The 26331-nt window shown below is 35.1% G+C and carries 30 protein-coding genes and 1 tRNA gene; 30 read left to right on the top strand and 1 reads right to left on the bottom strand.

Annotated features, from left to right (window positions below; translation table 11 throughout):
* The first annotated feature begins 32 nt into the window (after positions 1-32).
* Genes EHV10_RS06420 through EHV10_RS06365 form a run of 12 tightly spaced genes read left to right on the top strand, consistent with a single transcriptional unit; the run spans position 33 to position 6199 of the window.
* Positions 33-485 carry a hypothetical protein gene (locus EHV10_RS06420; protein WP_128673948.1) on the top strand — a complete coding sequence of 151 codons (453 nt, stop codon included), beginning with the start codon at positions 33-35 and terminating at the stop codon, positions 483-485.
* 18 nt (positions 486-503) lie between these two features.
* Entirely contained in the window at positions 504-839 is a 336-nt protein-coding gene (locus tag EHV10_RS06415) for a hypothetical protein (RefSeq protein WP_128673947.1), read from the top strand.
* A 23-nt stretch (positions 840-862) separates the two neighbouring features.
* On the top strand, positions 863-1714 hold the full coding sequence (locus EHV10_RS06410; RefSeq protein WP_128673946.1) for a CbrC family protein: 852 nt from the start codon (positions 863-865) through the stop codon (positions 1712-1714).
* Positions 1715-1768: 54 nt separating this feature from the next.
* Positions 1769-2218 (top strand): hypothetical protein, encoded by a 450-nt coding sequence (locus tag EHV10_RS06405; RefSeq protein ID WP_128673945.1) that lies wholly within the window; start codon positions 1769-1771, stop codon positions 2216-2218.
* Between the two features lie 9 nt (positions 2219-2227).
* Entirely contained in the window at positions 2228-2779 is a 552-nt protein-coding gene (locus EHV10_RS06400; protein WP_128673944.1) for a hypothetical protein, read from the top strand.
* Between the two features lie 5 nt (positions 2780-2784).
* On the top strand, positions 2785-3642 hold the full coding sequence (locus tag EHV10_RS06395) for a DUF2262 domain-containing protein (RefSeq protein WP_128673943.1): 858 nt from the start codon (positions 2785-2787) through the stop codon (positions 3640-3642).
* Positions 3643-3660: 18 nt separating this feature from the next.
* Positions 3661-4095, top strand: a complete 435-nt coding sequence (locus tag EHV10_RS06390; protein WP_128673942.1) for a GNAT family N-acetyltransferase — start codon at positions 3661-3663, stop codon at positions 4093-4095.
* A 16-nt stretch (positions 4096-4111) separates the two neighbouring features.
* A complete protein-coding gene (locus EHV10_RS06385; RefSeq protein ID WP_128673941.1) occupies positions 4112-4615 on the top strand; it encodes a YfbM family protein in 504 nt (167 codons plus the stop codon).
* On the top strand, positions 4593-5153 hold the full coding sequence (locus tag EHV10_RS06380) for a hypothetical protein (RefSeq protein ID WP_128673940.1): 561 nt from the start codon (positions 4593-4595) through the stop codon (positions 5151-5153). The genes EHV10_RS06385 and EHV10_RS06380 overlap by 23 nt, the downstream gene beginning before the upstream one ends.
* 26 nt (positions 5154-5179) lie before the next feature.
* Positions 5180-5533, top strand: coding sequence for a hypothetical protein (locus EHV10_RS06375; RefSeq protein ID WP_128673939.1), 354 nt, complete (start codon positions 5180-5182; stop codon positions 5531-5533).
* A 1-nt stretch (position 5534) separates the two neighbouring features.
* Positions 5535-5774: a phosphohydrolase gene (locus EHV10_RS06370; protein WP_128673938.1), complete on the top strand. Its 240-nt coding sequence runs from the start codon at positions 5535-5537 to the stop codon at positions 5772-5774.
* Between the two features lie 14 nt (positions 5775-5788).
* The gene (locus EHV10_RS06365) at positions 5789-6199 is read left to right on the top strand and encodes a hypothetical protein (protein ID WP_128673937.1); all 411 of its coding nucleotides are present in this window, start codon (positions 5789-5791) and stop codon (positions 6197-6199) included.
* Between the two features lie 28 nt (positions 6200-6227).
* Here the strand turns inward: EHV10_RS06365 and EHV10_RS06360 are convergent, their stop codons facing one another.
* A complete protein-coding gene (locus tag EHV10_RS06360) occupies positions 6228-7586 on the bottom strand; it encodes an MATE family efflux transporter (RefSeq protein ID WP_128673936.1) in 1359 nt (452 codons plus the stop codon).
* A gap of 214 nt (positions 7587-7800) precedes the next feature.
* Here EHV10_RS06360 and EHV10_RS06355 point away from each other — a divergent pair, with 214 nt between their 5' ends.
* The 18 genes from EHV10_RS06355 (at position 7801) to EHV10_RS06270 (ending at position 26319) form a co-directional block, all read left to right on the top strand.
* Positions 7801-8505 carry a TraX family protein gene (locus EHV10_RS06355; RefSeq protein WP_128673935.1) on the top strand — a complete coding sequence of 235 codons (705 nt, stop codon included), beginning with the start codon at positions 7801-7803 and terminating at the stop codon, positions 8503-8505.
* 48 nt (positions 8506-8553) lie between these two features.
* Positions 8554-8627, top strand: a tRNA-Arg gene (locus EHV10_RS06350).
* A 63-nt stretch (positions 8628-8690) separates the two neighbouring features.
* A complete protein-coding gene (locus EHV10_RS06345; RefSeq protein ID WP_128673934.1) occupies positions 8691-9545 on the top strand; it encodes an energy-coupling factor transporter ATPase in 855 nt (284 codons plus the stop codon).
* A gap of 18 nt (positions 9546-9563) precedes the next feature.
* Positions 9564-10439: an energy-coupling factor transporter ATPase gene (locus tag EHV10_RS06340; RefSeq protein WP_128673933.1), complete on the top strand. Its 876-nt coding sequence runs from the start codon at positions 9564-9566 to the stop codon at positions 10437-10439.
* Positions 10432-11238 (top strand): energy-coupling factor transporter transmembrane component T family protein, encoded by an 807-nt coding sequence (locus EHV10_RS06335; protein WP_128673932.1) that lies wholly within the window; start codon positions 10432-10434, stop codon positions 11236-11238. Before EHV10_RS06340 ends, EHV10_RS06335 begins: the two co-directional genes overlap by 8 nt.
* A 4-nt stretch (positions 11239-11242) precedes the next feature.
* The gene (truA, locus tag EHV10_RS06330; RefSeq protein WP_128673931.1) at positions 11243-11980 is read left to right on the top strand and encodes a tRNA pseudouridine(38-40) synthase TruA; all 738 of its coding nucleotides are present in this window, start codon (positions 11243-11245) and stop codon (positions 11978-11980) included.
* A gap of 312 nt (positions 11981-12292) precedes the next feature.
* Positions 12293-12856 carry an alkyl hydroperoxide reductase subunit C gene (gene ahpC / locus EHV10_RS06325; RefSeq protein ID WP_009663512.1) on the top strand — a complete coding sequence of 188 codons (564 nt, stop codon included), beginning with the start codon at positions 12293-12295 and terminating at the stop codon, positions 12854-12856.
* A 14-nt stretch (positions 12857-12870) separates the two neighbouring features.
* On the top strand, positions 12871-14481 hold the full coding sequence (locus tag EHV10_RS06320; protein ID WP_128673930.1) for an FAD-dependent oxidoreductase: 1611 nt from the start codon (positions 12871-12873) through the stop codon (positions 14479-14481).
* Between the two features lie 200 nt (positions 14482-14681).
* On the top strand, positions 14682-16292 hold the full coding sequence (locus tag EHV10_RS06315; protein ID WP_128673929.1) for a mannitol dehydrogenase family protein: 1611 nt from the start codon (positions 14682-14684) through the stop codon (positions 16290-16292).
* Between the two features lie 53 nt (positions 16293-16345).
* On the top strand, positions 16346-17413 hold the full coding sequence (gene uxuA / locus EHV10_RS06310; protein ID WP_128673928.1) for a mannonate dehydratase: 1068 nt from the start codon (positions 16346-16348) through the stop codon (positions 17411-17413).
* A 200-nt stretch (positions 17414-17613) separates the two neighbouring features.
* Complete coding sequence (locus tag EHV10_RS06305; RefSeq protein WP_128673927.1) at positions 17614-18198, top strand: cell wall-binding protein; 585 nt, start codon at positions 17614-17616, stop codon at positions 18196-18198.
* A gap of 173 nt (positions 18199-18371) precedes the next feature.
* Complete coding sequence (locus tag EHV10_RS06300) at positions 18372-19883, top strand: carbohydrate-binding domain-containing protein (RefSeq protein ID WP_128673926.1); 1512 nt, start codon at positions 18372-18374, stop codon at positions 19881-19883.
* A gap of 137 nt (positions 19884-20020) precedes the next feature.
* Positions 20021-20950, top strand: coding sequence for a tRNA dihydrouridine synthase (locus EHV10_RS06295; protein WP_128673925.1), 930 nt, complete (start codon positions 20021-20023; stop codon positions 20948-20950).
* Positions 20951-21129: 179 nt separating this feature from the next.
* Positions 21130-21582: a DUF5684 domain-containing protein gene (locus EHV10_RS06290; protein WP_128673924.1), complete on the top strand. Its 453-nt coding sequence runs from the start codon at positions 21130-21132 to the stop codon at positions 21580-21582.
* A gap of 350 nt (positions 21583-21932) precedes the next feature.
* The gene (locus tag EHV10_RS06285; protein WP_128673923.1) at positions 21933-23141 is read left to right on the top strand and encodes a CaiB/BaiF CoA transferase family protein; all 1209 of its coding nucleotides are present in this window, start codon (positions 21933-21935) and stop codon (positions 23139-23141) included.
* A 22-nt stretch (positions 23142-23163) separates the two neighbouring features.
* The gene (locus tag EHV10_RS06280; protein WP_207667132.1) at positions 23164-23940 is read left to right on the top strand and encodes an acyl-CoA dehydratase activase; all 777 of its coding nucleotides are present in this window, start codon (positions 23164-23166) and stop codon (positions 23938-23940) included.
* Positions 23941-23960: 20 nt separating this feature from the next.
* Positions 23961-25202, top strand: a complete 1242-nt coding sequence (gene hadB / locus EHV10_RS06275) for a (R)-2-hydroxyisocaproyl-CoA dehydratase subunit alpha (RefSeq protein ID WP_009663532.1) — start codon at positions 23961-23963, stop codon at positions 25200-25202.
* Positions 25189-26319 carry a 2-hydroxyacyl-CoA dehydratase subunit D gene (locus EHV10_RS06270; protein ID WP_128673922.1) on the top strand — a complete coding sequence of 377 codons (1131 nt, stop codon included), beginning with the start codon at positions 25189-25191 and terminating at the stop codon, positions 26317-26319. The genes hadB and EHV10_RS06270 overlap by 14 nt, the downstream gene beginning before the upstream one ends.
* Positions 26320-26331 lie beyond the last annotated feature (12 nt).

The raw sequence follows: 26331 nt of genomic DNA, 5'->3' as shown, positions 1-26331 counted from the left end.
AAATTATATAATAAATCTAAAGGGAGTATAAAATGCTGAAGATAGGTGAAAAGTACTGTTTTGAAGATGATTTAAGTGACAGACAGAGTTGCCTTTTGTTTGATAAAGAAGACGGCTCATGGTCCGTAGATATAGTTTTTAAAGAGGGCGATTTTAGAGGTGAAATCATAGCACCGTCTATTTGTATAAACAGTATAGATTCAAACAAAAGTAGTGTAAAAGATCTTGTAGGAGAAACTTTTAGTGTAAATACATTAGAAGAGTGCGATGAGAGAGAAGATACATTTTATATTTATGAATCGGAACCTATGATTTTTTATAAGCTTGAAATTGTAGAAATTAAAGATGATAATGCACATATAAAATGTTGTGGAATATTAATAGTAGACGGATACGAAGAGCCATATGAAGAGGAGAACTTTGAAATTGACAGTGTATTGCCGGTTATAGAATCTGTTAATGATTGGAAAAAGTTTGGATTATAATATTTTTGAGGTACTGTAATGAATAATATTAATTTTAATCTTCCCCAAATGTATGAAAAGTTTTTAATGGAAATAAAAGGAAGTGACGGATTTTCAATAGAAAATACAGGTGTGATACTTTATGAAGAAGAAGATTTGCCGGAAAGAAATCTGACATATGAAGTTTTCGAATATGAGCCTGAATTTTTTATGGTAGGTCAAGATGGAGATTTGGCTTTCTTCATAAAAAAGGACTCGGACGATACCATATATAAAAATGATTTAGGAGCACTTGGATCATCTGAAATGGAAGAGGTATCTAAAGATATATATGAGTTTATAGAGTATGTAAAAAGACATTATAACATGCTCTGATTATAGAAAGGTAGAAATTATTAATGAACGAATTTCTAAAAGAATATATAAATTTAAAAGAAAACTTCATAAAACAAAATGAGAGTAGTGAAAGTGTATCGGCACTATATGAATTTGCAGACAGATTGTCAAAGCATACGGAAAAAGAAGCCATAGAAGTGCTGGTAGATGTCTATCAACAGCTCTATATGATGGAGAGTGCATATAAACTGTATGAGAATATATATGATAAAACGGACAGAAAACAGATTAAAAAGTTCTTGGGGTTAAAAGATTTAAATGAGAGCCATGGTGACAGATTTGCAATACCAAGGCCGCTAAATAAAAAGGAAAGGCTAAAAAGGGAAGAACGTAAAAAATTATTGCCAAAATTCCGATATCATCCGGATCCTTTGGAGACAGGTTCATTTATAGAAGGTGAAGCAAAGGTATGCCCTTGCTGCGGTAAAGAAAGTAACACCTACTATGCAAAAAGACCATATGCTGTAGATGATGTGGATTATCTTTGCCCTGTATGTATTTCAAACGGAGAAGCCGCAAAGAAATATGATGCCGATTTTATTCAGGATGTTGATGATGACTTTGAACCTGATAGGGAAAAGATGGATGAGCTGTTCCACAGAACACCGGGGTATTTAAGTTGGCAGGGTGAATATTGGCTTTATTGTTGTAATGATTACTGTGCATTTCTTGGTAGTGTAGGTACAAAAGAATTAAAGGAAATGGGAATTGCAGATGAAGTCTTTGAAGAGTACAATAAACGAAAAGAGTTTGATGATATAGAAGAATATCTGGTAAAAGACGGATCTGTTTGCGGATACTTATTCAGATGTTTACACTGTAAAAAATATCATCTTTATGTGGATGCGGACTGATATTTTTGATCGTGAAATTAGAGCGTATTTAATACCATATAAGGAATAGTCAAAATGGAAAATTTAGAAATTTTTGAAAAAGCTTGTAAATATTTTTCTGACAATATATTTGAGTTTAAGGAAACACTGTCTGAAAAGATACCGATACTAAAGGATAAGGATTGGGAATTTGATAAGGGCAGTACAAAAGTATTTAAGGCTGATGAAAAAGGAAGAAAGAAAAGATGCAAATGTAGTATCGGATATCGTATTAAAATAGAGCTTACAGAAGCCGATGCAGAAACTGTATGGGATAATTTTAATACATTTTTTGAAAAAACATATACTGCAGATATTGAAAAAATTTCAAATAATGAAGAACTGGGAAGATATGAGTTTATTGCAAAAAATACTTTAGGTGATGAAATCAGATGCAGCATCTATCTTGCAAATGAATGGAATATAGCTCAGATTTTTATTTTAGGATATGTTTCCGGAAGATATAAAAAAAGTGATTTAGAATAGGAGTATGGAATGAAATATATTAATTGCGGTAATATGCGAAGCGGACTTGAAGCATTATATTTTCTTGACAATGCCTTGACTGACCCTTCGGAGGAATACCTTAGAATAATAACAAAAGAAGAAAGTGAAACAGATTTAAGATATCTTATAGATAACGGCTCCGGCGATACCCTCTATGTTATTTTTACAGAAGATATAGTCTTAATAAAGGGATTTGCACATGAAAGCAGCCTCAGTCAATTTGCTAAGGAAAAGTTTGATAGAAGTATTATTGAAAAGATATATGAAGGCGTCGATGAAAAATACAGAAAACTTTTTGCTGACCGGGAAATAGACGAAACAACATTTTTTATTTGGTATGATGGAAAATTTCATCAAAACAAGCTTGCAGATGATGACGGAAGCAACTGGATGATAGGATATATATGTGAAACATATGAGGATTTCAAAGAATTTGTCTCGGATTATTACGAAATGGATTTTGATGAAAAATTGCTTGAAAAGTTATATACTGACGGTGAGCTTAGTGAGAATAAATTATCACAACTTATAGGGGGTTAACCTTAATGGAACTCATAGATTATATGAGAAAAAGAAACCAAATGACTAAGAACGAATGGGAAAGTTCTTTTGAAACAGAGGAGCAGGAAATTCTCGTACTTAGACATGAGGGAGATATAACAAGCAAGAGAAACGGATTTTGGGAAGTAGCGGTTTGCTGCCTAGCTTATAAGAGTTTGAAAACAGGAGAGCTTTATAAAGAAGAGTGCTGTTTTGTATTTGCAGCAAGCGAGGAAGAGTATGACAACCGCTTGATACCGGAATTTGATGAGGAAACAATTTATCATTTGAAGGTACGTAAGAAGTTGCCTGAGGAATTACCTAAGATTATGATAAAAAGACTTGATTTTCTTCTTGTGGATGTAATAGAAAAAGATGTAAAAAATCCGGAGCTTGAAGAAATCCTAACTGAGTACAAAAAGCCGATAATCATAGAGGATGATATACTAGGTGAACTAATATATAATAAAACTGTAAACAGCTTTGAAGGGGAAATTTTTTGGCTTGATAAAAATATTGATATTTCCTTGGATGTTGATAAAGACAATAAATCGGGAATCACAAAGGCAAGGAAAGCTATAAAAGAAATGTTCGGTGACAGTAAAAGATGGGATACTGATATGAGAACATTTGCAGCCGTAAAGCTACTGGATCTTGCAAGAGATTGGTGTGAATCTGAGGAAGAAGCTGCAAAAATTACAGAAGAAAGTTTTGCAAAGAGAATTACTATAGAGTCGATTTCTATGACATCGGGAGGTTTATTTAGTGCATATTTTAATGACAATGATATTTTTGCAGGACATTGTATTATTGTGAACGGAAGCTTGAAAAAGGGTATTCAGTATACAAGAATGGGCGGTTGAGAGGATATTTTAACATATATGATAAGAGAAATTAATATATCAGATGCAGAAGAAATACAAAAAATATGTAAAGTTGCCTTGGGTTATGATGTTGATATAAGCACAGTAAGGAATCAGATAAATAAATTATCTTGCGATAATAAACATCATATTATTGCGGTATATGAAGATGATAATATACATAAAGTTATAGGATTTGTTCACGCCCAAGTATATGAAAGTGTGTATAGTGATCCAGGTCTTAATATATTGGGTTTGGCTGTTGATCCACAATTTCAGGGCAGGGGAGTCGGCAAAAAATTAATGTTCTGTATTGAAAAATATGCTGTGGATAATAATATGGCTTTTATTAGATTGAATTCAGCAAATTATCGTTTGGAAGCACATAAATTTTATGAGAATATAGGATATACATCGGATAAACTACAAAAAAGATTTATAAAAATATTTTAATTTTAAGGAGAGAAAAATGGGACTTAGAGCAAACTATCAATATTTAAGTGACGAAGAGTTGGAAACACTTAAAAATTTAGACAATGAGGAAGATATTTTTGAAAAGGTGGAAGATTGGAATGAGGAGGCTGAAATACTTCTTGATATAGATAAGAACTGGGATCTTCTTCACTATATGCTGACAGGAGTAAGTGCGTCAGATCCTATATGGGAAGATCCTCTCAGTGAAGCTGTAGTAGGTGTGACTTCTATAGAAAAAATAGAAGATTTTATAGCTTATATTGAAAAGGATAGAGTTTCCGATATATTAAAAGTACTTGAGGATTTTGATATGGAAAGTGCCTTAGAAAGCTTTAGCATGGAAGAAGGTAAAGAAGCAGAGCTTTATCCAGATATTTGGGACTATGATGATGAAGAAGAAGAAATAAAAGAAGATCTTCTTGATTGTTTTGAAAGGATGAAAGATTTTTATAAGGAAGTGTTGGAGGCGGACGGAAATGTCTTGGTTACAATCTATTAAGGATTTGAGATATTTATTGTTTTTTCTTGTACCTGTGGGAATATATCTGATGGTTATCAGCATTAAAAAGATAACCGCATTTGCCAAGGCTAAGATGATATATGAAATTCCTGTCAGTTCCATAGACGGAAGCTTTACACTTGAGGATGGCGGTAAATATGATATATGGCTTTCAGGAAAAAAGTATTCAGTATCTCCTATATATAATTTAGATATTAAACTTAAAAATAATGCTACAGGAAAGTCTGTAATATTATATCCTGATTTTTTTAGAACTACAGCAAACAGTTTTAAGGATGCCAGAATCAAACTGTATACATTTAGTGTGGAGAGCGGAAGTTATAATATCTCATTAACGGACAGTGTAGAAGAAAGAGAAAATATTATAAATAACAGGGGTATTGATTATAAAAAGTTCTCCATACAGATTCGAGAAAATGTTCAGGGGCTAACCATATTCTTGGGTGTTTTGGGTATTATACTGGGATTTATGGCTATTGATGTGGGATTGGTATTCCCTCTTTTATATAAATTTTAAGGTTTTTGATTTTTTAAGGAGAGAGTATGCAAATAAAAGTCTATATGGGCAGGAGCAGTATGTGCATGGGAGATGATGTTAATGCACCTAATCCTGATACATTTATTTTGCCGGACACATTGGCAGAGTTTGTAAGTATTGTAGATCTTAAGTTACCGTTTTATTACTGGGATTGCTATTTGGGAAAATATATAAAGACTGATTCACCTGATTCAGGGCTTGAGGACGGAATATTGGTTTGGAAAATAGAATCCGGAGAGAGAGCACCGATAGTTGCAAGGTGTTATGATGAAAATGGAAAGGTTATAATAAAGCATGATGATAACTGGCATGAAGAGATTGTAAACTATCCATATTTATATTTTTATAAGAAGGACTAGCATGGAGACAGGTAAGGCTTATATTGTCAGAAAGAATATTTTTAACTTTAAGGTCGGTCAGATATTGACTCTAACAAGATACGGCTACCAAGCTTACTTTGGTGAATATAATTTTGTGTTTACAGATTTGGAAAATAAAAATATTTGTGTGGTTTTAAGAGGCGATGATGAAGAGGATATAAAAATATATCATCATTTAAATGAATATTTTGAGGAGTCGGATGATAACACGAATTTATAGTTTGGAGGAAATATATGGATTTTATAATAGCCGAAGAATGTGTACCTGTAAGTGTAGGTTGTTACGGAGCAACAGTTGCTTATTTTGGAAGTGAGATTGAATTAAACTATGAAACGGAGCCACCGATGGGGGATTTTATTTTTTCGGCTAAGCTTCCCCTATTAGATAAAGAACTTCCATTTTGGATGTATGGAAGAAATCTTGTGTTTTTAGACGCATATTATGTGATTGTAGAGAGTGTTAAAAAGAAAACTTGGGATCCTATAACGAACATAATCGTTGATATTCACACAGGAAAATATGCAAGTCTTAATCATTGGTATACCGATATATCAGTGGAGGATGAAGTTGTACTTAAAAACAGGTATGACAAAAGTGTACTTACATTAAAGAGCGTGGACGGATTGGAATGGACACAATTATAGTTATAAGGGGCGATTTTCGCCCCTTATTTTAAAAATCTCTTGTAATGTTTTTCAGCCATTTATAGCTCTTATAATGCTTATATACAAATGGAATTTTTACAAACTCATCAGTACAAATAAGGAAGTATACCCACGTTGGAGGAAGTTTAAGAACGAAGGCGGATATAAAGCCAAGTGGAACCGAATAGCACCACATATCTATTATATCACAGAAAAATCCCCATTTGGAATCTCCACCTGACCTGAATACACCACAAATCATTGCAGTATTGAATGCCTGACCTACTATATAATACATATTTATAAAAAGCATTATACTAAGATAACTCTGTGCAGTAGGAGTTAAATCAGCCATAGTGAAAAATACAGGTCGTAACAGAAAAATAACTATTCCACCTACAACTGCAGACATACTTGTTATTTTAACAAAGTGTGAAGAATCGGACTTTATAGTATCGGTATTTCCGGAACCTATTGATTTTCCAAGGATGATTGCACCTGCATCAGCTATACCGAAACAAGCCACAGTACCAAGGTTTCTTGCTACTACAACCACTGCATTTGCCGCCACTATATCACTGTCAAGATGTCCCATTATAACAGAGTACATGGAAAAAGCCACACCCCAAACTATCTCATTTCCGAAGGCGGGAAGAGAATATTTCATAAAATCAAAAAACAATATTTTATTTACTTCCAAAACATTCTTTATATGGAAATGAATGGCTTTCGGTATAAAATTATCTATAACACATATTGTAAACTCAATTCCTCTTGCAATTACGGTTGCCAGTGCAACACCAAGTATTCCAAGCTTTGGTGCGCCGAAGAGACCGAAAATAAAAACTGCATTAAAGATAATATTTAAGATCAGTGCAACGGCATTTGTAACAGTCGAGAAATGGACTCTTTCTATACTTCTCATAGCACACAGGTATACTTGAGAAAAACTCATAAAAAGGTATGAGAAACTTACCATTCTAAGATAAGGTATACCTGCTGTTATTAAGTTGACATCATTTGTAAAAATTCCCATCAAAACATGTGGAAAAAAGAATGCCATAATAAAAAACATACTTGATATAAATATGGATAGCTGCATACCTATCCCCATTATATGTTCGATTGTCTTTGTATCCTTTTTTCCCCAGTATTGTGCGGCAAGCATTATGACACCGGATGAAATACCTGTATATACAAGGTTTAATATAAACATAACCTGGTTTGCCAGTGATCCGGCTGAAAGCGCGTCTTGTCCTACAAAGCCAAGCATTATTACGTCAGCTGAATTTACAGCGGTTGTAACAATATTTTGTAAAACTATCGGTACGGCAAGCCTTAAAATATCTTTATTAAAAGATGAGCTGCCTTTTGTAGCGGTGTACATAATAATCCTCCATACGTTAAAACTCTAATACACGGCAAATAATGCACAGGTGTACTAAGAGTGTGATTTTACCATTATAGGTGCAGTGCAGATACAAGTCAAATAATAAAATCAAGTTAAGACTCAATTTACAAAATATTCATCTTGATATGATATAATAAAAATTTATTAAGTATAATTTGTTTTATAAATATATAAAAATTTGAGGAAAGCTATGGAATTAAAAAGAATTCAAATTTTTTCAGGAGCACAGTTAAAATATATAGCATTCATTTCAATGCTTATTGATCATGTAAATAATGCGCTTATAACACCGATGCTGGATGGCAGCGGATTTTTATTGTATTTGTCAAATATATTTTCGATATTGGGAAGAATTGCTTTCCCTATTTTTGTGTTTTTTATAGTGGAGGGATTTTTTAAAACAAAAAGCAGGAAGAAATATCTGCTTACATTGATAGTATTCGGTATAATATCGGAAGTGCCTTTTGATATGTTTACATCAAAAACATTCTTCAATCCGTATTGGAATAATATGATGTTTACTCTGGCTTTATGCCTTATAACTATATGGATAATCGATGCTTTAAAAAAGAAGATTAAGAGTAAAGCCTTATGGTATACAGTTTCAATTATAATAGTTATATTTTCAGGACTGTCGGCAATGGGACTTAGCCTTGACTATGATTACCACGCAGTAGTAGCGGCTTACATCTTTTATATTTTTTACGATAAGCCTCTGATTGGAGCAGGATTAGGTTATCTTTCAATTATAAAGGAGATATACTCTGTTTTCGGGTTTGGCCTTACTTTAACTTATAACGGAAAAAGAGGTAAACAATATAAGTGGATTAATTATCTTTTTTATCCGGTACACATACTTATTTTGGGTATTTTACGTTTTTATTTAAATATCTAAATCCTATTGACAAACACACATCACTAATGTAGAATATGTACTTGCAATGTGTGTGTAGCTCAGCTGGATAGAGCACTTGGCTACGGACCAAGGTGTCGGGAGTTCGAATCTTCTCACGCACGTTATTAGAACCTCAGCAACCTTGCTGAGGTTTTTGTTTTATTAAGAGTAAGTAAAAGGAAAATATGGGAATAGTAAAAGCAACAAAGCTTATATTTGATTATATAACCAGAGATGAAGAAGATAATGTAGAAGAAGTAAAAAGAGCTATCAATAATTTAAATATTGATATAACTCAAGGTGATTTTGTAGCTGTTTTGGGACATAACGGCTCGGGAAAATCTACATTTGCAAAACATTTAAACGGTATATTATTACCTACAGAAGGTACTGTATTTATCTCGGATTTGGATACGGCAAATGATGAAACACTTCTTGATTTGAGAAAGATGGTAGGAATGGTATTCCAAAACCCTGACAATCAGATTATAGGAAATGTGGTAGAGGAGGATGTGGCATTCGGGCCTGAAAATATCGGTATTCCGACAGATGATATGTGGAAGAGAGTGGATGCCGCATTGGAAGCTGTAGGTATGACTGCTTACAGATATAAATCTCCAAACAAACTTTCAGGCGGACAAAAGCAAAGAGTGGCTATAGCAGGCATTATGGCGATGAAGCCCAAATGCATTGTGCTTGATGAGCCTACAGCGATGCTTGATCCGAACGGAAGAAAAGAAGTTATAAAGACGGTTCTTGAATTAAATAAAAAAGAAAATATCACGGTAATATTAATTACTCACTATATGGAAGAGGTTATAGAAGCCGACAGAGTTATAGTTATGGATGAGGGTAAGATAGTAATGGACGGAACACCGAAAGAGGTTTTCTCACATGTGGAGGAATTAAAGAAACTCAGATTGGATGTACCAAGTACTACAGAGCTTGCATTTGAGCTTAAACAATCAGGGCTTAATTTACCTGACGGCATACTTACATTGGATGAGCTTGTAGACAGCCTTTTACCGATATTAAAATAAACACATTTGGAGATAATAATGCAAGATAGTGTGCAAATAGAAGCAAAGAAATTAAACTTTATATATGGAGAGGGTACTGCCTTTGAACAGTATGCAATAAAGGATGTATCATTTTCCATCAAAAAAGGAGAGTTTGTAGGTATTATCGGACATACAGGCTCCGGAAAATCCACTTTGATACAGCATTTGAACGGGCTGATAAAGGCAACTTCAGGTGAACTTTATTTTAACGGTGAAAATATATATGCAGCTAAGTATGATATGAAACTTTTAAGGCAGAAGGTGGGTTTGGTTTTCCAATATCCCGAACATCAGCTTTTTGAGGTGGATGTACTTTCAGATGTTGAATTCGGTCCAAGAAATCAAAAGTTACCGGAAGAAGTGGTGAAAGAAAGGGCAAAGGAAAGTCTTGCTCTGGTAGGGCTTGATGAAAGCTATTATAAAAAATCGCCTTTTGAACTTTCCGGAGGACAAAAAAGAAGAGTAGCAATAGCCGGAGTTTTGGCTATGAATCCGGAAGTACTTATATTGGATGAGCCTACAGCAGGGCTTGATCCGAAGGGAAGAGATGAACTTTTTGACGAAATCATTGAATTGAAAAAATCAAGGGATATGACAGTCATTTTAGTTTCTCACAGCATGGAAGACGTAGCAAAGTATGTTGACAGATTGCTTGTTATGAATGCCGGTGAGCTTGTTTTGGACGGCACACCTAAGGACGTTTTCAAGAAGTATAAATATCTTGAGAGCATAGGACTTAGTGCGCCCGGAATAACTTATATAGTGGAAAGACTTAAAAAAGAAAGTATAGACCTGGGAGACGATATTACCACAATAGAAGAAGCCAGGGATGCGATACTTAAATATATTAAGAGGAAGGATAAAAATGCTTAGAGATATTACATTGGGACAGTATTACCCAATAGATTCTGTAATACATAGACTTGACCCAAGAACCAAGCTTTTTGGAACGATGATTTTTATTATTTCTCTGTTTATAGCAAACTCATGGCCGGGATACACTTTGGCAACACTATTTTTGGTGGTTGCTATTTCGCTTTCAAAGGTACCGGTAAAATTTATGGTAAAGGGGCTGAAAGCTGTCCTTATACTGTTGATTATCAGTGTCAGTTTTAATCTGTTTTTGACTGACGGAGAAGTAGTATTCAAACTATGGATAATTAAGATAACAAAAGAAGGTATCAGAGTTTCAATATTCATGGGACTGAGATTGATTTTCCTTATAGTGGGATCGTCTGTAATGACCTTGACTACGACTCCGAATGCACTTACAGACGGTCTTGAAAAAAGTATGGGCTTTTTGAAAGTTATAAAGATACCGGTACATGAGATATCAATGATGATGTCAATTGCACTTAGATTTATCCCCATATTGATAGAGGAAACAGATAAAATAATGAAGGCTCAGATGGCAAGAGGTGCCGATTTTGAGTCGGGAAATATAATACAAAAAGCAAGGGCAATGGTACCTCTGCTTGTACCGCTTTTTATTTCAGCAATGAGAAGAGCTACAGATTTGGCTATGGCGATGGAAGCCAGATGTTATCACGGCGGTGAGGGTAGAACCAAGCTAAAACCTTTAAAATATAAGAAGATTGATATAATTGCATATTTATATTATTTGATATATATGCTTATATGTATTGCTTTGGTTTTTGTGTTTAGGAAGTAGGGTAATGAGAAGAATAAGACTTATAGTATCCTATGACGGTACGAATTACTGCGGCTGGCAAAAGCAGCCTAACGGAATAACTATAGAAGAAGTATTAAATAATACTATTTCAAAATTGACAGGTGAAGAAATAGAGATAATAGGTGCCTCCAGAACGGACTCCGGAGTCCATGCCTACAGAAATGTAGCTGTATTTGATACGAATGCAAGAATGGCGGCAGATAAGTTTGCATTTGCCATAAATCAAAGACTTCCGGATGATATAAGGATACAATATTCCGATGAGGTGGAAGCAGGCTGGCATCCGAGAAAGAACGACTGTATAAAAACTTATACATATAGAATATTAAATCGAAAGATCGATATACCTACAGAAAGACTTTATGCACATTTTTGCTATTTCAATCTGGATGTTGATAAGATGAGAGAAGCAAGCGGGTACTTTATCGGCACACATGATTTTACAAGTTTTTGCTCGCAAAAATCTCAGGCGTCATCACCTGTAAGAACTATATTTTCTCTAGAAGTATTACAGGATGAAGATATGATTACTGTTGTGATAAGAGGTGACGGTTTCCTCTACAATATGATTCGTATTATAGCAGGTACTCTGATAAAGGTAGGCATGGGAGTTTATCCTCCAAGTCATATTTTGGAGATAATGAAAGCAAAAAACAGAAAACTTGCAGGACAGACAATGCCTGCAAAGGGACTTACTTTAGTTGAAATTGAATATATTTAAGCAGGATGCGAGGTGATCGCATCCTTTTTTATTAAGAATATTGTATGGGGATGTATATTATCTATTTTAGTTTATAAAACACAGGTAAATATAAGAAGACAATATAGTTTAATTTTTAGTGTAAAATAATTGATAATAATAGGAATTATTATTAGTTAAAACGACGAAATTACAAAATACTATTGTGTATACAATTATTTTATGTTAAATATAATAGTAACAGGTTAGGGGAACCTATTGTTTACCTTTAGGATATAGTTTTTCCTATACTGATTTAGTACAAAAATATTTTATTTATATGAGGAGGCAATTATGTCATTAATTAACAAGGAAGTTGGAGAGTTTAGTGTACAGGGATTTCATAAGGGAGATTTCGTTGAGGTATCTAAGAAGGATATCTTAGGAAAGTGGAGTGTATTTTTCTTCTATCCTGCAGATTTCACATTTGTATGTCCTACAGAGTTAGAGGATTTACAGAAGAACTATAAGGAGTTCGCAGAGGCTGGATGTGAGATTTATTCAGTTTCAACAGATACACATTTCACACATAAGGCATGGCATGATCATTCAGAGCGTATCTCAAAGATTGAGTATCCGATGCTTGCAGATCCTACACATGTACTTTCAAGAGATTTCGAAGTATATATCGAGGAGAACGGTTTGGCAGAGAGAGGTTCTTTCATCATCAATCCTGACGGAAAGATCGTTTCTTATGAAGTAAATGCAGGCGGAGTAGGAAGAAATGCAGAAGAGCTTTTAAGAAAACTTCGTGCTTGCCAGTTCGTTCATGAGCATGGTGATCAGGTTTGTCCTGCTAAGTGGCAGCCGGGTGCTGAGACATTAAAGCCAAGTCTTGATCTTGTAGGTCAGTTATAATATTAGGGGACATTATGAGCAAAAACATGTATGATGCAGTCATTGTGGGCGGCGGTCCTGCAGGTTTGACAGCTGCTATTTACTTAGCCAGAGCATATTATCGTGTACTTGTTATAGAAAAAGAAAAATTTGGCGGTCAGATAACTCTGACCGCTGAAGTTGTAAATTATCCGGGTATAGAGCATATCTCAGGAGCTAAACTTGGAGAGCAGATGAGAAAGCAGGCGGAAAACTTCGGTGCCGAATTCTTACTTGCTACGGTTGACTCTATTGATATGGACGGCGATATTAAGAAGGTCCATACATCAAAGGGAGATATTGAGTGCTTCGGAGTAATACTTGCTACAGGTGCATCACCTAGAATGATAGGATTTGAAGGTGAGGCAAAGTTCAAAGGCCATGGAGTTGCATATTGTGCAACATGTGACGGAGAATTCTTTAAAGGTAAGGAAGTTTTTGTCGTAGGCGGAGGTTTTGCTGCGGCTGAAGAAAGCGTATTCTTAACAAAGTATGCAAGACATGTAACTATCCTTATAAGAGAGCCTGACTTTACTTGTGCAAAGACAACAGCACAACATGCCTATGATAATGAAAAAATTACCGTACTTACACATACCGAGGTGGTGAAAGTTGAAGGTAATGATGTTTTGGAGAGAATTGTTTATAAGAACAATGAAACAGGTAAAGAGGAAGTCTTTGAAGATAAGGAAGGTTTCGGTGTATTCGTATTTGCAGGGTATGAGCCGGCAACATCTTTGGTAAAGGACTTCGGAATACTTGATGAAAGAGGATATGTAATTACAGATGCCTCAAAGAAAACTGCAATTGACGGATTATATGCGGCCGGAGATGTTTGTATAAAGCCGCTCAGACAAGTTGTAACAACAGTCGGAGATGCAGGTATAGCAGCAACAGAACTTGAAAAGTATATTTCTGTAATGCATAAAAAGACAGGTATTAAGCCTGTAGTCCCTATAAGGCAATCAGGTGCAGGAAAGGGAAGCTTGCCTAAAGAAGAAGTCAAGGAAGAAGGATTATTTTCATCCGATATGCTTGCACAGTTAAATACTGTGTTCGGCAAGATGGAAAAAGATATTTTACTTAAGGTATATGTGAAGGATGATGATGTATCAAAAGAACTTCTTTCATATATGACAGAGCTTGGTAAACTTACAGATAAGATTTCTGTTGAAGAGGTGCATGATGAAGTGAAAGCCCCTGTTGTAGAAATATATAGAGATGGAGAATACAGCGGTTTAGCCTTCCACGGTGTTCCGGGAGGACATGAATTTACTTCATTTATTCTTGGTATATACAATGTATCAGGTCCGGGGCAGGGCTTAAGTGATGATATAAGAGAGAAGATACTTGGAATAAAGGATAAAGTGTCATTTAAAATTTTAGTATCACTCAGTTGTACGATGTGTCCGGATCTTGTTGTAGCGGTACAAAGAATTGCTTCATTAAATCCGAATATTGATGCGCAAGTTTATGATATAAATCATTTCGGGGACCTCAGAGAGAAGTATCATGTAATGAGTGTGCCATGTCTGGTAATGAATGAAGATAAGGTTTTCTTCGGTAAGAAGAGTATAGAAGAAGTTCTTGAGTATATAAACAATTAAATATTAAAACTATGGAATTCAGTAGGCTGAACCGTGTTATAAAAGTGAGGTTTTGTAACGGTTCAGCCTTGCTTTTTATATGGAAAAAATGATAAAATATTGAATGTTTGACAACGTAAATTGTAATATATTTTATGTTCGAAGTTGTGGCTTATAAATATAGTTTTTAAGCTTTTCAGGTCAAAATGAGGAGAAAAATAATGAAACTCAATCAAAGAAGTATTTTAGAAAATGCAGCAGCATGGGAAAAACTCGGATACTCTCTACCAAAGTATGACAGAGAGCAGGTAAAAAAGAATACACTTGCAAATCCGAACTGGATACATTTCGGTGCCGGAAACATTTTCAGAGCATTCCAGGCAAATGTTTTAAACAATCTTTTAAATGAAAAGAAAACCGATATAGGTCTTGTTGTTGCTGAAGGTTTTGATTATGAAATAATAGATAAGGCATTCAAGTCATTTGATAATCTTACAATATATGTGAAACTTTGCTGTAACGGAACGGTTGAGAAGAATATTGTAGGATCTGTCGTAGAGTCTTTAAGAGTGGATCTGGAAAATGCGGACTATGAAACTTTAAAGGAGTTATTCAGAAAGCCTTCACTTCAAATGGTGAGTTTTACAATAACCGAAAAAGGTTATGCAGTAGTTGACGGAAACGGAAACACTCCTGCAGGCATAGAGGCGGACTTTAAAGCAGGACCTGGGAAAGCTACAAGCTACCTGGGTAAGGTTTGTGCCATGCTTTATGAGAGATTTAAGGCAGGGGCCCTTCCTGTAGCTATGGTAAGTATGGATAACTGCTCACATAACGGTGATAAGCTTAAGGCGGCCGTGGTGGCATTTGCAAGGAACTGGGTTGACAATGGTGTTTGTGATTCCGGATTCTTGGGATATGTGAATGATGTGAGTAAGGTAAGTTTCCCATGGTCTATGATTGATAAAATAACACCGAGACCTGCCGACTCTGTAATGGATATGCTGGTTAAAGACGGTATAGAGGATGTAGACTTTGTAAAGACAAGCAAGAACACATTTGTAGCACCTTTTGTAAATGCGGAAGAGGCTGAATATCTTGTAATAGAGGACAGCTTCCCAAACGGCAGACCTAAGCTTGAAGAAGGTGGAGTAATGTTTACAAAGCGTGAAGTTGTAGACATGGTGGAAAGAATGAAGGTGTGTACCTGCCTTAATCCTCTTCATACGGCACTTGCAATATACGGTTGTATATTGGGATATGAAAAAATCAGCGATGAGATGAAAGATGGCGAGCTTACAAAACTTATAAAGACAATAGGATATAAAGAAGGTCTTCCTGTAGTTACAGATCCGGGAATTATTAATCCTAAAGATTTCATAGATACCGTAGTGGAAGTAAGACTCCCAAATCCGTTTATGCCTGATACACCGCAAAGAATTGCCTGTGATACATCACAAAAGCTTGCAATAAGATTCGGTGAGACAATAAAGGCATATGAAAAGAACGAAAACTTAAAAGTATCGGACCTTAAGCTTATACCTCTTGTATTTGCAGGATGGGCAAGATATCTGATGGGAATAGATGACAATTTAAATAAATTTGAGCTCAGTCCGGATCCTTTACTTGAAAAGGTAGTTCCGATGGTGGCAGATATTAAGATAGGTGATACTGATGTACATTCAAGACTGGAAAAGCTCTTTAGCGATGCTTCCATATTCGGAGTAAACTTATATGAGGTAGGGCTTGGTGAGTTATCTGAGAAATATTTTGTTGAACTTATAGCAGGAAATGGAGCTGTAAGAGAGACGTTGAAGAAATATGTGAGATAATATCGGTAACTTTAGTTACTTTTATTGTATAGATATTATAGAAGGAGAAAACTATGCAAATGACTTGGCGCTGGTACGGAGAAGGAAATGATTCCGTTACCTTAAAGCAAATCAAGCAGATTCCGGGTGTAGAGGGCATCGTTTGGGCATTGCATAATAAGGCTGCAGGAGAAGTTTGGGAAGTGGCCGAAATCGAAGAGGTAAGAAAGCAACTAATGCCTTATGGTTTCAATATGGATGTTGTTGAGTCGGTAAATGTTCATGATGATATAAAGATAGGTTTACCAAGTAGAGATGCACTTATAGAGAACTATAAAACAACTCTAAAAAATCTTGCAAAATTTGGCGTAAAAGTTGTATGTTACAATTTTATGCCTGTATTTGACTGGACCAGAACTGATTTACATCATGAGTTGCCTGACGGTTCAAATGCACTTTTTTATGAGAAGAAAGTTATAAGAGAAGACCCTATTGAGATGGCAAAATATATCATAGAAGGGTCAAAAGGATACACAATGCCGGGTTGGGAACCTGAGAGACTTGAGCATTTGAAGGAGCTTTTTGAGGCATATAAGCCTGTTACCAAAGAAAAACTTTGGGAAAACTTAAAGTATTTCTTGGAGGCAATAATGCCTACTTGTGAGGAATGTAATATCAAGATGGCTATTCACCAGGATGATCCGCCATGGGATATTTTCGGACTTCCAAGACTTTTGGTTGATGAAGCCGCAATTGACAAGTTCTTAAAACTTGTAGATAATCCTTATTCAGGACTTACACTTTGTTCAGGCTCACTTGGTGCAAATGAGAAAAACAGAGTTGCAAATATAGTAAGAAAACACTGTGACAGAATCTACTTCGCACATATAAGAAATGTAAAACATTATGAGGGAGGTGATTTCTCTGAAGTTTCACATAGAGATTGTGACGGAGATGTAGGTATCTTAGATATAATCAAGGCATATCATGACTGTGGATATACAGGATATATTCGTCCTGACCATGGAAGACATATCTGGGATGAGAAGTGTAGACCGGGATACGGTCTGTATGACAGAGCACTTGGTGTAATGTATATTCTTGGTGTATGGGATGCACTTGAAAAATTCGATAAGAAATAAAAATTTTTAAAATAAATTAATTAACATACGTTAAGTAATTGTATCGATTAATATATGTGTTTCATAGATTACATTTAATTATGTAAGAAAGTTGTAATTTTTTAGAAAGGTAATTTACATTGCATTATTTGTTGAATGGTGCTATTATCCTAAATGTTTCGTTAAGGAATATTAAATTAATTTGATATATGGAGGGATATATGAAACGTTTAATAGCGACACTTACATTAGGATTAGGTTTAACATTTGGAGCAGTTTTCGCAGCTAATGCAGCTCCATCAACAATTATTATACCGTCAAGAAGTACTGTTACAACACCGGCAACGCCATCAACAGCAACTTCTTCAACAGCTACAGCATCAGTAGCAACACCTTCAAGTTCAGGAAGAGGAAGAGGCGGTTCTTCATCATCAGGTGGTTCAGGTTCAAGTAACAGAAGAAGCAGCTCAGTATCAACTTTAAGCTCTTCAGCAGGTACATGGGTGAAGGATGCTCATGGCTGGTGGTTAAACTATGGTGCAGGAAATTATGCAAAGAATACTTGGGTATTCAAGGATTCTAAATGGTATTATTTCAATGCAGACGGTTATATGTATACTTCATGGTTACATATCAATAACAACTGGTACTACTTACATGACGACGGACATATGAACATCGGTTGGTTACTCACAGAGAATACACATCTTTGGTACTATTTCGATGCCAACGGTGCTATGTGGTACAATGCAACAACTCCTGACGGTTACTATGTAAATAACGACGGAGTTTATGTAGCAAAATAATTTAAGAAAAAGAATTAAGCAGATAGGTTGGAGCCTATCTGCTTTTTTATAGTATTTCTAAAGTCAATATAAGAAATACACAAACTTTACACTTGAAGCACACATTTTGAACATATCTTTAGTGGATAATACAGAGCATAAACAAAAACCCCATTTTAGAAACGAGGTAAAATATGAAGAAGAATAAAAAGAAAATGTGTGCTTGGCTTATAACCATGGTACTTGGACTAGCAATAGTAGGTTGCTCAAATAACAAGACGACAACTACTACAGAGAGAATAACACAGCAGACTGAGACTACAGCAACAAATACTTCAAATACAACAACAGTAGGTGAATATTCAGATGAAGATCTTAATACTTCATACTCAGATTCAGATACAAAGATTGAACTCAGTGCAGGAAGTGCAAATATCACAGGTGAAGGTGCTACATTTGAAGATGGAAATATTAAAATAACAAAAGCAGGTACATATGTTCTTAGCGGAGATTTTGACGGACAGATAATAACTGAAGTAGGTGATGAGGATGTAGTACACTTGGTATTCAACGGTGTTAATATTACAAATACCACATCGTCAGCTATCAATGCAGCTACAGGAAAGAAAGTTGTAATCACACTTGTAGACGGTACAACAAATACATTAACGGACGGAACAAGCTATGAGTATGCAGACGGTGAAGATGAGCCTGATGCAACACTCTTTGTTAAAAATAATCTAACTATTAATGGAAACGGAAGTCTAAATATTGATTCAAATTATGCGGCAGCTATAAAGTCCAAAGATAATCTTATTATACTTGGTGGTAATATTACTATCGATTCAGTAGATAAGGCAATAAAGGGTAAGGATTCTGTTACTATTGAAAATGCAAATATAACTATAAATGCGGAAGATGACGGAATTACAACAGATGGTGTGTTGGTAATAAACAGCGGAAATATTAATATAGAGAAAGCCGGAGAAGGTCTTGAGGCTGTTACCATTGATATTAACGGTGGAAATATTGATATTGTTGCAGCAGATGACGGTCTGAATGCAAGAGGTCTTATAGATGACAGTGCCACAGACGCAGAGAAGGAAGCGTATGGAGAGGAAAACCAGGCTGATACATACTTAAAGATTACAGGTGGTGTTGTGAATGTAGATGCAGGGGCAGACGGTATTGATTCAAACGGTCAGGTATATATTGAAGGAGGAACTGTATATATATCAGGAGCTACTTCAGGTCCGGACGTTGCACTTGATTACAACGGCGATGCTACTATTAAAGGCGGTACGTTTGTAAGTACAGGTGTTCAGGAGATGTCGCAGACATTTTCAAGCAATTCAACACAGAACTTTATAACCGCTTACTATTCAAGTACTCTTGAAGCAGGAACGGAGATAAAGGTAACCGATAAGAGCGGTAACATTGTAGTGAGCTATACAGCTGCTAAGTCCTTCAGTTTTGCAATTATATCTTCAGATAAGTTAACTACCGGAGAAACATATACAGTAACTACAGGAGATAATAGTGATGAGGTAACTATAACAGCGGGAGGAAATACTATCGGCGAAAGGACCGCCAGAGGCATGGGAGGTCAAGGAGGTATGGCTGCCACTGACGGAAACGGCGGTCCGGGTGGAAATCCTCCTACAGGAGAGCCACCACAAAAGCCTACCGATGCAAACGGTAATTAGCTTGAAATACCGCAGTCACCAAGCAGTGACTCATCACAGACAGAAAAAAATTAAAAAATATATTTGATAAATGCATATAAAATGATAAACTTAGATAGAGGGTTGTTTGCCCTCTATTTTTTGATTTGAGGAGATTTATGCAGATATACATGGCACCTATGGAAGGTGTAACAAATTATGTTTTCAGAAAGGTATATATAAAGCATTTTAGCGGAGTGGACAAATTCTTTACACCTTTCATTACACCACATATGAAAAAAGGGTTTTCCAAATCCGAATTGATGGAATTAAATAAAGAGTACAATAAGGGACAATATTTGATACCGCAAATACTTACAAACAGTGCAGAAGATTTTTTAAAGCTTGCAGATGAAATAGAGGAGATGGGTTATAGTGAATTCAATATAAACCTTGGTTGTCCTTCAGGCACTGTAACATCAAAGGGTCGTGGCTCAGGTTTTTTACAGGACCATGAAGCGTTAGACAGATTCTTTTATGAAATATTTGAGAAGAAAGATAATATAACAATTTCTGTAAAAACAAGAATAGGTTTTTCGGATTATGGAGAGTGGGATGATTTACTAAAAGTATATGAAAAATATGATTTTAATGAAATAATAATTCATCCGAGACTACGAAGTGATTTTTATAAAAATAATATACACTTGCCTTCATTTGCAGAGGCCTGTAATACTTTTAAACAGAATATTATATATAACGGTGATATAAAGACATTAGACGATGTCAATGCTTTTAAAACAAAAATATTTGATGAGAAAGTTACAGGAATTATGATTGGAAGAGGTTTGGTAAGAAATCCTCTACTAGCCGAGTCCATAAAGGAAAACAGAGAAACTGTCTGCATTAAAAGAACGATAGAATTTTTGGATGATATAGTTGAAGAGTATATGTCTTTGAATTTTGGAGAAAGAAATACGCTGTTTAAACTTAAGGAAATTTGGGGAATGATAATAGGTGATGATGACAGATATGCAAGAATACTGAAAAAGATAAGAAAATCCGGTGGACTGAAAGAATATAAAACGGCTATAAATGAATTGTATTAAAGTAAAGCCGGAATTCAAGATAAAATTATTTATGAATAAGAATAATGTTATAAAAAAGTAAGAAAATTTAGAATATAAATTTGTTGCGGAATAATGAAAATTACTATATACTTTAAAAAGTATTGATAAAAATTTAATGCGTTTTATCACTACAAGAAACCGTTTTAGGAGGCAAAATTATGGGTGTATTGCAGTTCTTTGTTAATTGTTTTTCGTTTATTCTCTACGTACTTGCAGTTGTAGGAATGTTCAAGGTCTTTGAGAAGATGAATATTGAAGGATGGAAATCAATTATTCCATTTTATAATGATTATCTTTACGCAGGAAAGACATGGGATCAGAAGTATATTATTTACTTATGGTGTGCATTCATTCTTTCAAGAATAGTAGCATTGATAGCAGAAATTGGTGGATTTATCGGTTTCCTATTCGGTCTGGTAAGCTTTGCATTCTTTGTACTCTTCATTGTTGCAAGAGCAAGATTCTGCTATTGGAAAGCAAAAGCTTTCGGATATGATGTAGGATTTGCAGTAGGCTTATTCTTTGCACCGTTCGTGTTTGAGATTATTCTCGGTTTCGGTGATGCACAGTATCAGGGAAATGTGTTCGCAGAGAGCGGATCACAGTATTAAAGTTAAATATTTACTACTATATATAAAAGAGGGTTATATCCCTCTTTTTTTATTTATATTTTACACATAAAAGTATATAAAAACTTTGAATTAGGTATCAAAACACTTAAATATATAGACTAATAATTAAAATATAATATATGCAAATTCATAATAAACAATGCAAAAAAGAAAAAGAGTTCTTTGTAAAAATATATATTTTTAATCTAACTATTGAATAAAATTTTACAAAAATAGTAAAATATAGATTATATTATATCAATTTAGATATTACTTGACTATAATTATTTTTGTATATATAATAAATTTAAGTACAATTTTCACATATTTATATAAGGAGGATTTGAAATATGGGTAAAAGAAAGTTGTTAGAAGGCATACGAGTCATTGAATATGCGAATTTTGTTGCAGCACCTATAAGTGGCAGAGTTTTAGCAGATTGGGGTGCAGAAGTAATAAAAATTGAACCTGCATTTGGAGATATGACTAGAGCCGTAGGAATGCAATGGAATTTTCCCACCGGAGAAGATGAATGTCCACTATTTGAGATGGAAAACTCCGGAAAGAAGGGTATTGTAGTTGACACAGGAACACCTGAGGGAGTAGAGATAATATTTAAATTACTCGAATCTGCTGATATTTTCTTGACGAATACTAGAGAAAAAGCTTTGGTTAAAAGTGGCTTAGACTATGAAAGTGTTCACAAGAGACTTCCACATGTTATATATGCTCATTTGTTGGGATATGGTGAAAAAGGTCCTGCAAAGGATAATCCGGCATTTGATTATACAGCATATTTTGCGAGAGGTGGAGTAGCAGCAAGTCTTATGGAGAAAGATACATCTCCATGTAATTCAGCGGCAGCATTAGGTGATCATTATGCCGGAATGAACCTCACAGCAGGTATACTGGCTGCTCTGTATAATAAAGGCCAGACAGGAGAAGGCGAAAAAGTAACAGTATCTTTATTCCATACAGCCGTATTTGGATTAGGATTATATGTTAATGCGGCACAGTATGGATATAATATGCCGATAACACGTAAGAATCCTCCAAATCCACTTAATACTACATATAAGTGTTCTGATGGAAATTGGTTGCAATTGGCGTTTTTCCAATACGACAAGTGGTTCCCGGGATTTTGCGATATAGTAATAGAACGTCCTGATTTAAAGGGTTCTAAATATAGCACAATGAAAAGCGTTGTAAATTATATTGAAGAATTTGTAGACATGATGGAAGTTGAATTTGCAAAACGTCCTATAAATGAATGGTGTGAGAGATTACAAAAAGCAGGTATTCCATTTGAAAAGTTACAAACCCCTGTTGATATTGCAAATGATATGCAGTGCTGGGATAATGACTTCTTAATTAAAATAAAATACAGAAATGGAAATGAAAGAACTATGTTCACAAATCCTGTACAATTCCCAAAGAGAGAAAAGGAAGAGTACAAGCTTTCACCTTTACTTGGAGAACATACAGTAGAAGTATTAAAAGAAGCAGGATACAGTGATGATGAGCTTAACAAACTCAGAGAAAACAAAGTTATAAATTAATCATAATTAATGAGGTAGAAAAGTGTATACAATGGGATTGGATTTCGGATCTACTGCGTCAAAGGGAGTTGTGCTAAAGGATGGTAAAGAAATCGTTTGTACGGCAATTATTACCTCAGGCACAGGTACCAGTGGACCGGAACGTGTAAAGGAAAAATTGTTAAAAGAAAGTAATCTTTTAGAAAGTGATATGGAGGCTGTTGTTGTAACCGGTTATGGAAGGATGACATATCAGGGAGCAAAAAAGCAGATTAGTGAGTTAAGTTGTCATGCTAAAGGAGTACATTTTCTTGTTCCGGATGTGGGAACAGTTATTGATATTGGCGGACAGGATATAAAAGCACTTTTATTGGATAAAAATGGAAATTTATCTAATTTTGTCATGAATGATAAATGTGCGGCAGGTACAGGCAGATTCTTAGATGTTATGGCAGGAGTATTGGAAACAGAGGTTTCAATGTTGGGTGAAATTTCAATGATGTCAAAAGCTCCTGTTAATATAAGTAGTACATGTACAGTATTTGCAGAGTCGGAAGTTATTTCACATTTGTCTGCAGGTGTTAATAAAGAAGATATAATAGCCGGAATCCATATTTCTGTAGCAGGTAGAGTGGCAGCACTTGCAAAAAGAGTTGGTATAAAGGATAAAGTTGTCATGGTTGGTGGAGTGGCAAAAAACATAGGTGTCGTGAAGGCTATGGAAGATGCACTTGGAAAGAATATAGAAGTTCCTAAACTCGCTCAGTTGACAGGAGCTTTAGGTGCAGCTCTTTTTGCATTCGAAGCATTGAATAAGTGATTATAAGTAAAGGAGGAAAAATGGCAGAAGAAAATAAAATCACTGCGATGAAGATGATTAACGGTCTTTTAGCCAAGTCTTACAAAGAGGCATGGGAGGCTAAAGAAAAAGGAATTCCGGTAGGTTGGTCTACATCTGTATTTCCGCAGGAAATTGTAGAGTGTTTTGGATTACCTTTATTATATCCGGAAAACCAGGCGGCCGGTGTTGCAGCCAAAAAGGAATCATTGTCATTACAGGAAAAGGCTGAATCAAGAGGATATTCTATTGATTTATGTGCATATGCAAGAACAAATTTCGGATTACTTGAAAACGGAGGATCTGAAAATCTTAATATGCCGAAGCCGGATTTTGTGTGTTGTTGTAATAATATTTGTAATGAAGTTATAAAATGGTATGAGAGTCTTGCAAGAGAACTTAATATACCTTTAATAATGATTGATGCAGCATATAATAATTCGGGTGAAGTTAGTCAGAGTCGTATTGACTATTTTGTAGAGCAATTTAAAGAAGCTGCAAATCAATTGGAAAAAATTTCAGGAAAGAAGTTCGATCCTAAAAAATTAGAAGAGGTTATGGCTATTTCATCCGAAAACGGAAAGTTGTGGAAAGAGTCAATGTCATTATCAAAAGATGTATATCCTGCTCCAATGAACGGCTTCGACTTATTTTCATATATGGCAGTTATAGTTTGTTATAGAGGAAAGAAAGAAACTACAGAGGCCTTTAAGCTACTTATTTCTGAACTTAAAGAACATATAAAAAATGGTACAACTTCTAACAGATGTGAAGAAAAGTACAGAATAATGATGGAAGGAATACCTTGTTGGCCATATATCGGATACAAGATGAAGTCTTTTGGAAAATATGGCGTAAACATGACAGGAAGCGTTTATCCTCATGCATGGGCTTTAGTATATGAGAAGAATGATCTTGACGGATTAGCAAGAGCATACTGTAGTATGTTCAATAATGTTGATTTGAATAAGATGACAGATTACAGAGTAAACGCTCTTAAAGACGGAAACTGTGAGGGAGTATTCTACCACATGAATCGTAGCTGTAAGCTCATGAGCTTTATACAATATCAAATGGCTAGAGAAGTACATGAAAAAACAGGTTTACCATATGCTTCATTTGATGGAGATCAAGCCGATCCGAGAGCTTTTTCAGACGCACAATTTGAGACCAGACTTCAAGGCTTAGTAGAAGTTATGGAACATCAAAAAGAAAATGGAGGTAAGGCAGATGACAACAATTGATAAATTAATAAGTGAATTGGAACATATTGCTGAAAATCCAAGATATGCGGTTGCTGATTATTTGAGTAAAACAGGAAGTAAGGTGGTTGGAGTTGCACCTGTATATACACCTGAAGAGTTGGTCCATGCAGCAGGAATGTTGCCGGTAGGAATTTGGGGTGGACAAAATGTTACATTAGATCTTGCAAAACAATATTTTCCTGCATTCTGCAATTCTGTAGTTTTTACTTGTATGGAATTAGCATTAAAAGGCACCTATAATCAATTGTCCGCAGCTATTATTCCGGGTATGGATGATACATTGATATGTTTGGGACAAAACTGGAAAGCAGCTATTAAGGATATTCCTTTTATTACACTTGTATACCCACAGAATAGAAAATTATCTGCAGGTGTAAAGTACCTTGTTTCTGAACTTGAGAACGTGAAAAAAGAATTAGAGAAAGTTTGTGGAAAAGAAATATCTGAGGAAGCTATTTTTAACAGTATAGATATTTACAATGAACATAGAAAGACTATGAGAGAGTTTGTTGAGTTGGCAGCAATACATCCTAATTCTATAAATAATGTACAAAGAAGCCATATAATAAAGTCAGCTTATTTTATGTTAAAGGAAGAACATACACAAAAGGTAAAACTCATCAATGATGAGTTGAAAAAATTACCTGAAGAAAAGTATGAAGGTCATAAGATAGTAACAACAGGATTTATTCTGGATTCCAAAGAAATCCTTGAAATTATGGAGTCTAATGCGTTAAGGATTGTTGGTGATGATATTGCTCATGAGACAAGACAGTTCAGAACCGATGTACCAAGAAAAGAAAATGCACTCTTAAGCATAGCAACACAGTGGTCAGAAATAGAAGGATGCTCTTTTGCATATGATCCTTTTAGAATTAGAGGAAAGATGGTTGCAAAGCTTGCAAAGGACAGAGGTGCGGAAGGTGTTGTATTTGCACTTTTAAAATTCTGTGATACAGAAGAGTATGACGCTCCTATTTTGTTGGATGATATTCATGATGCAGGATTAAAGGCTGTTACAATTGAAATTGATCAGGAGTCAGGTAGTATTGAACAAATAAGGACAAGATTACAGACATTTGCTGAAATGCTTTAAAAAAGCGGGGGT

The sequence above is a fragment of the Lachnoanaerobaculum gingivalis genome (genome assembly GCF_003862475.1).
GTDB classification, from domain to species: domain Bacteria; phylum Bacillota; class Clostridia; order Lachnospirales; family Lachnospiraceae; genus Lachnoanaerobaculum; species Lachnoanaerobaculum gingivalis.
Note: the sequence above shows the minus strand (reverse complement) of the source record. Positions and strands in the feature narration are given on the sequence as shown.

Bases quoted from the DNA above. Each gene is read 5' to 3' on its own strand.
- EHV10_RS06420 (WP_128673948.1), top strand. From the start codon at position 33: ATGCTGAAGATAGGTGAAAAGTACTGTTTTGAAGATGATTTAAGTGAC.
- EHV10_RS06415 (WP_128673947.1), top strand. From the start codon at position 504: ATGAATAATATTAATTTTAATCTTCCCCAAATGTATGAAAAGTTTTTA.
- EHV10_RS06410 (WP_128673946.1), top strand. From the start codon at position 863: ATGAACGAATTTCTAAAAGAATATATAAATTTAAAAGAAAACTTCATA.
- EHV10_RS06405 (WP_128673945.1), top strand. From the start codon at position 1,769: ATGGAAAATTTAGAAATTTTTGAAAAAGCTTGTAAATATTTTTCTGAC.
- EHV10_RS06400 (WP_128673944.1), top strand. From the start codon at position 2,228: ATGAAATATATTAATTGCGGTAATATGCGAAGCGGACTTGAAGCATTA.
- EHV10_RS06395 (WP_128673943.1), top strand. From the start codon at position 2,785: ATGGAACTCATAGATTATATGAGAAAAAGAAACCAAATGACTAAGAAC.
- EHV10_RS06390 (WP_128673942.1), top strand. From the start codon at position 3,661: ATGATAAGAGAAATTAATATATCAGATGCAGAAGAAATACAAAAAATA.
- EHV10_RS06385 (WP_128673941.1), top strand. From the start codon at position 4,112: ATGGGACTTAGAGCAAACTATCAATATTTAAGTGACGAAGAGTTGGAA.
- EHV10_RS06380 (WP_128673940.1), top strand. From the start codon at position 4,593: ATGTCTTGGTTACAATCTATTAAGGATTTGAGATATTTATTGTTTTTT.
- EHV10_RS06375 (WP_128673939.1), top strand. From the start codon at position 5,180: ATGCAAATAAAAGTCTATATGGGCAGGAGCAGTATGTGCATGGGAGAT.
- EHV10_RS06370 (WP_128673938.1), top strand. From the start codon at position 5,535: ATGGAGACAGGTAAGGCTTATATTGTCAGAAAGAATATTTTTAACTTT.
- EHV10_RS06365 (WP_128673937.1), top strand. From the start codon at position 5,789: ATGGATTTTATAATAGCCGAAGAATGTGTACCTGTAAGTGTAGGTTGT.
- EHV10_RS06360 (WP_128673936.1), bottom strand. From the start codon at position 7,586: ATGTACACCGCTACAAAAGGCAGCTCATCTTTTAATAAAGATATTTTA.
- EHV10_RS06355 (WP_128673935.1), top strand. From the start codon at position 7,801: ATGGAATTAAAAAGAATTCAAATTTTTTCAGGAGCACAGTTAAAATAT.
- EHV10_RS06345 (WP_128673934.1), top strand. From the start codon at position 8,691: ATGGGAATAGTAAAAGCAACAAAGCTTATATTTGATTATATAACCAGA.
- EHV10_RS06340 (WP_128673933.1), top strand. From the start codon at position 9,564: ATGCAAGATAGTGTGCAAATAGAAGCAAAGAAATTAAACTTTATATAT.
- EHV10_RS06335 (WP_128673932.1), top strand. From the start codon at position 10,432: ATGCTTAGAGATATTACATTGGGACAGTATTACCCAATAGATTCTGTA.
- truA (WP_128673931.1), top strand. From the start codon at position 11,243: ATGAGAAGAATAAGACTTATAGTATCCTATGACGGTACGAATTACTGC.
- ahpC (WP_009663512.1), top strand. From the start codon at position 12,293: ATGTCATTAATTAACAAGGAAGTTGGAGAGTTTAGTGTACAGGGATTT.
- EHV10_RS06320 (WP_128673930.1), top strand. From the start codon at position 12,871: ATGAGCAAAAACATGTATGATGCAGTCATTGTGGGCGGCGGTCCTGCA.
- EHV10_RS06315 (WP_128673929.1), top strand. From the start codon at position 14,682: ATGAAACTCAATCAAAGAAGTATTTTAGAAAATGCAGCAGCATGGGAA.
- uxuA (WP_128673928.1), top strand. From the start codon at position 16,346: ATGCAAATGACTTGGCGCTGGTACGGAGAAGGAAATGATTCCGTTACC.
- EHV10_RS06305 (WP_128673927.1), top strand. From the start codon at position 17,614: ATGAAACGTTTAATAGCGACACTTACATTAGGATTAGGTTTAACATTT.
- EHV10_RS06300 (WP_128673926.1), top strand. From the start codon at position 18,372: ATGAAGAAGAATAAAAAGAAAATGTGTGCTTGGCTTATAACCATGGTA.
- EHV10_RS06295 (WP_128673925.1), top strand. From the start codon at position 20,021: ATGCAGATATACATGGCACCTATGGAAGGTGTAACAAATTATGTTTTC.
- EHV10_RS06290 (WP_128673924.1), top strand. From the start codon at position 21,130: ATGGGTGTATTGCAGTTCTTTGTTAATTGTTTTTCGTTTATTCTCTAC.
- EHV10_RS06285 (WP_128673923.1), top strand. From the start codon at position 21,933: ATGGGTAAAAGAAAGTTGTTAGAAGGCATACGAGTCATTGAATATGCG.
- hadB (WP_009663532.1), top strand. From the start codon at position 23,961: ATGGCAGAAGAAAATAAAATCACTGCGATGAAGATGATTAACGGTCTT.
- EHV10_RS06270 (WP_128673922.1), top strand. From the start codon at position 25,189: ATGACAACAATTGATAAATTAATAAGTGAATTGGAACATATTGCTGAA.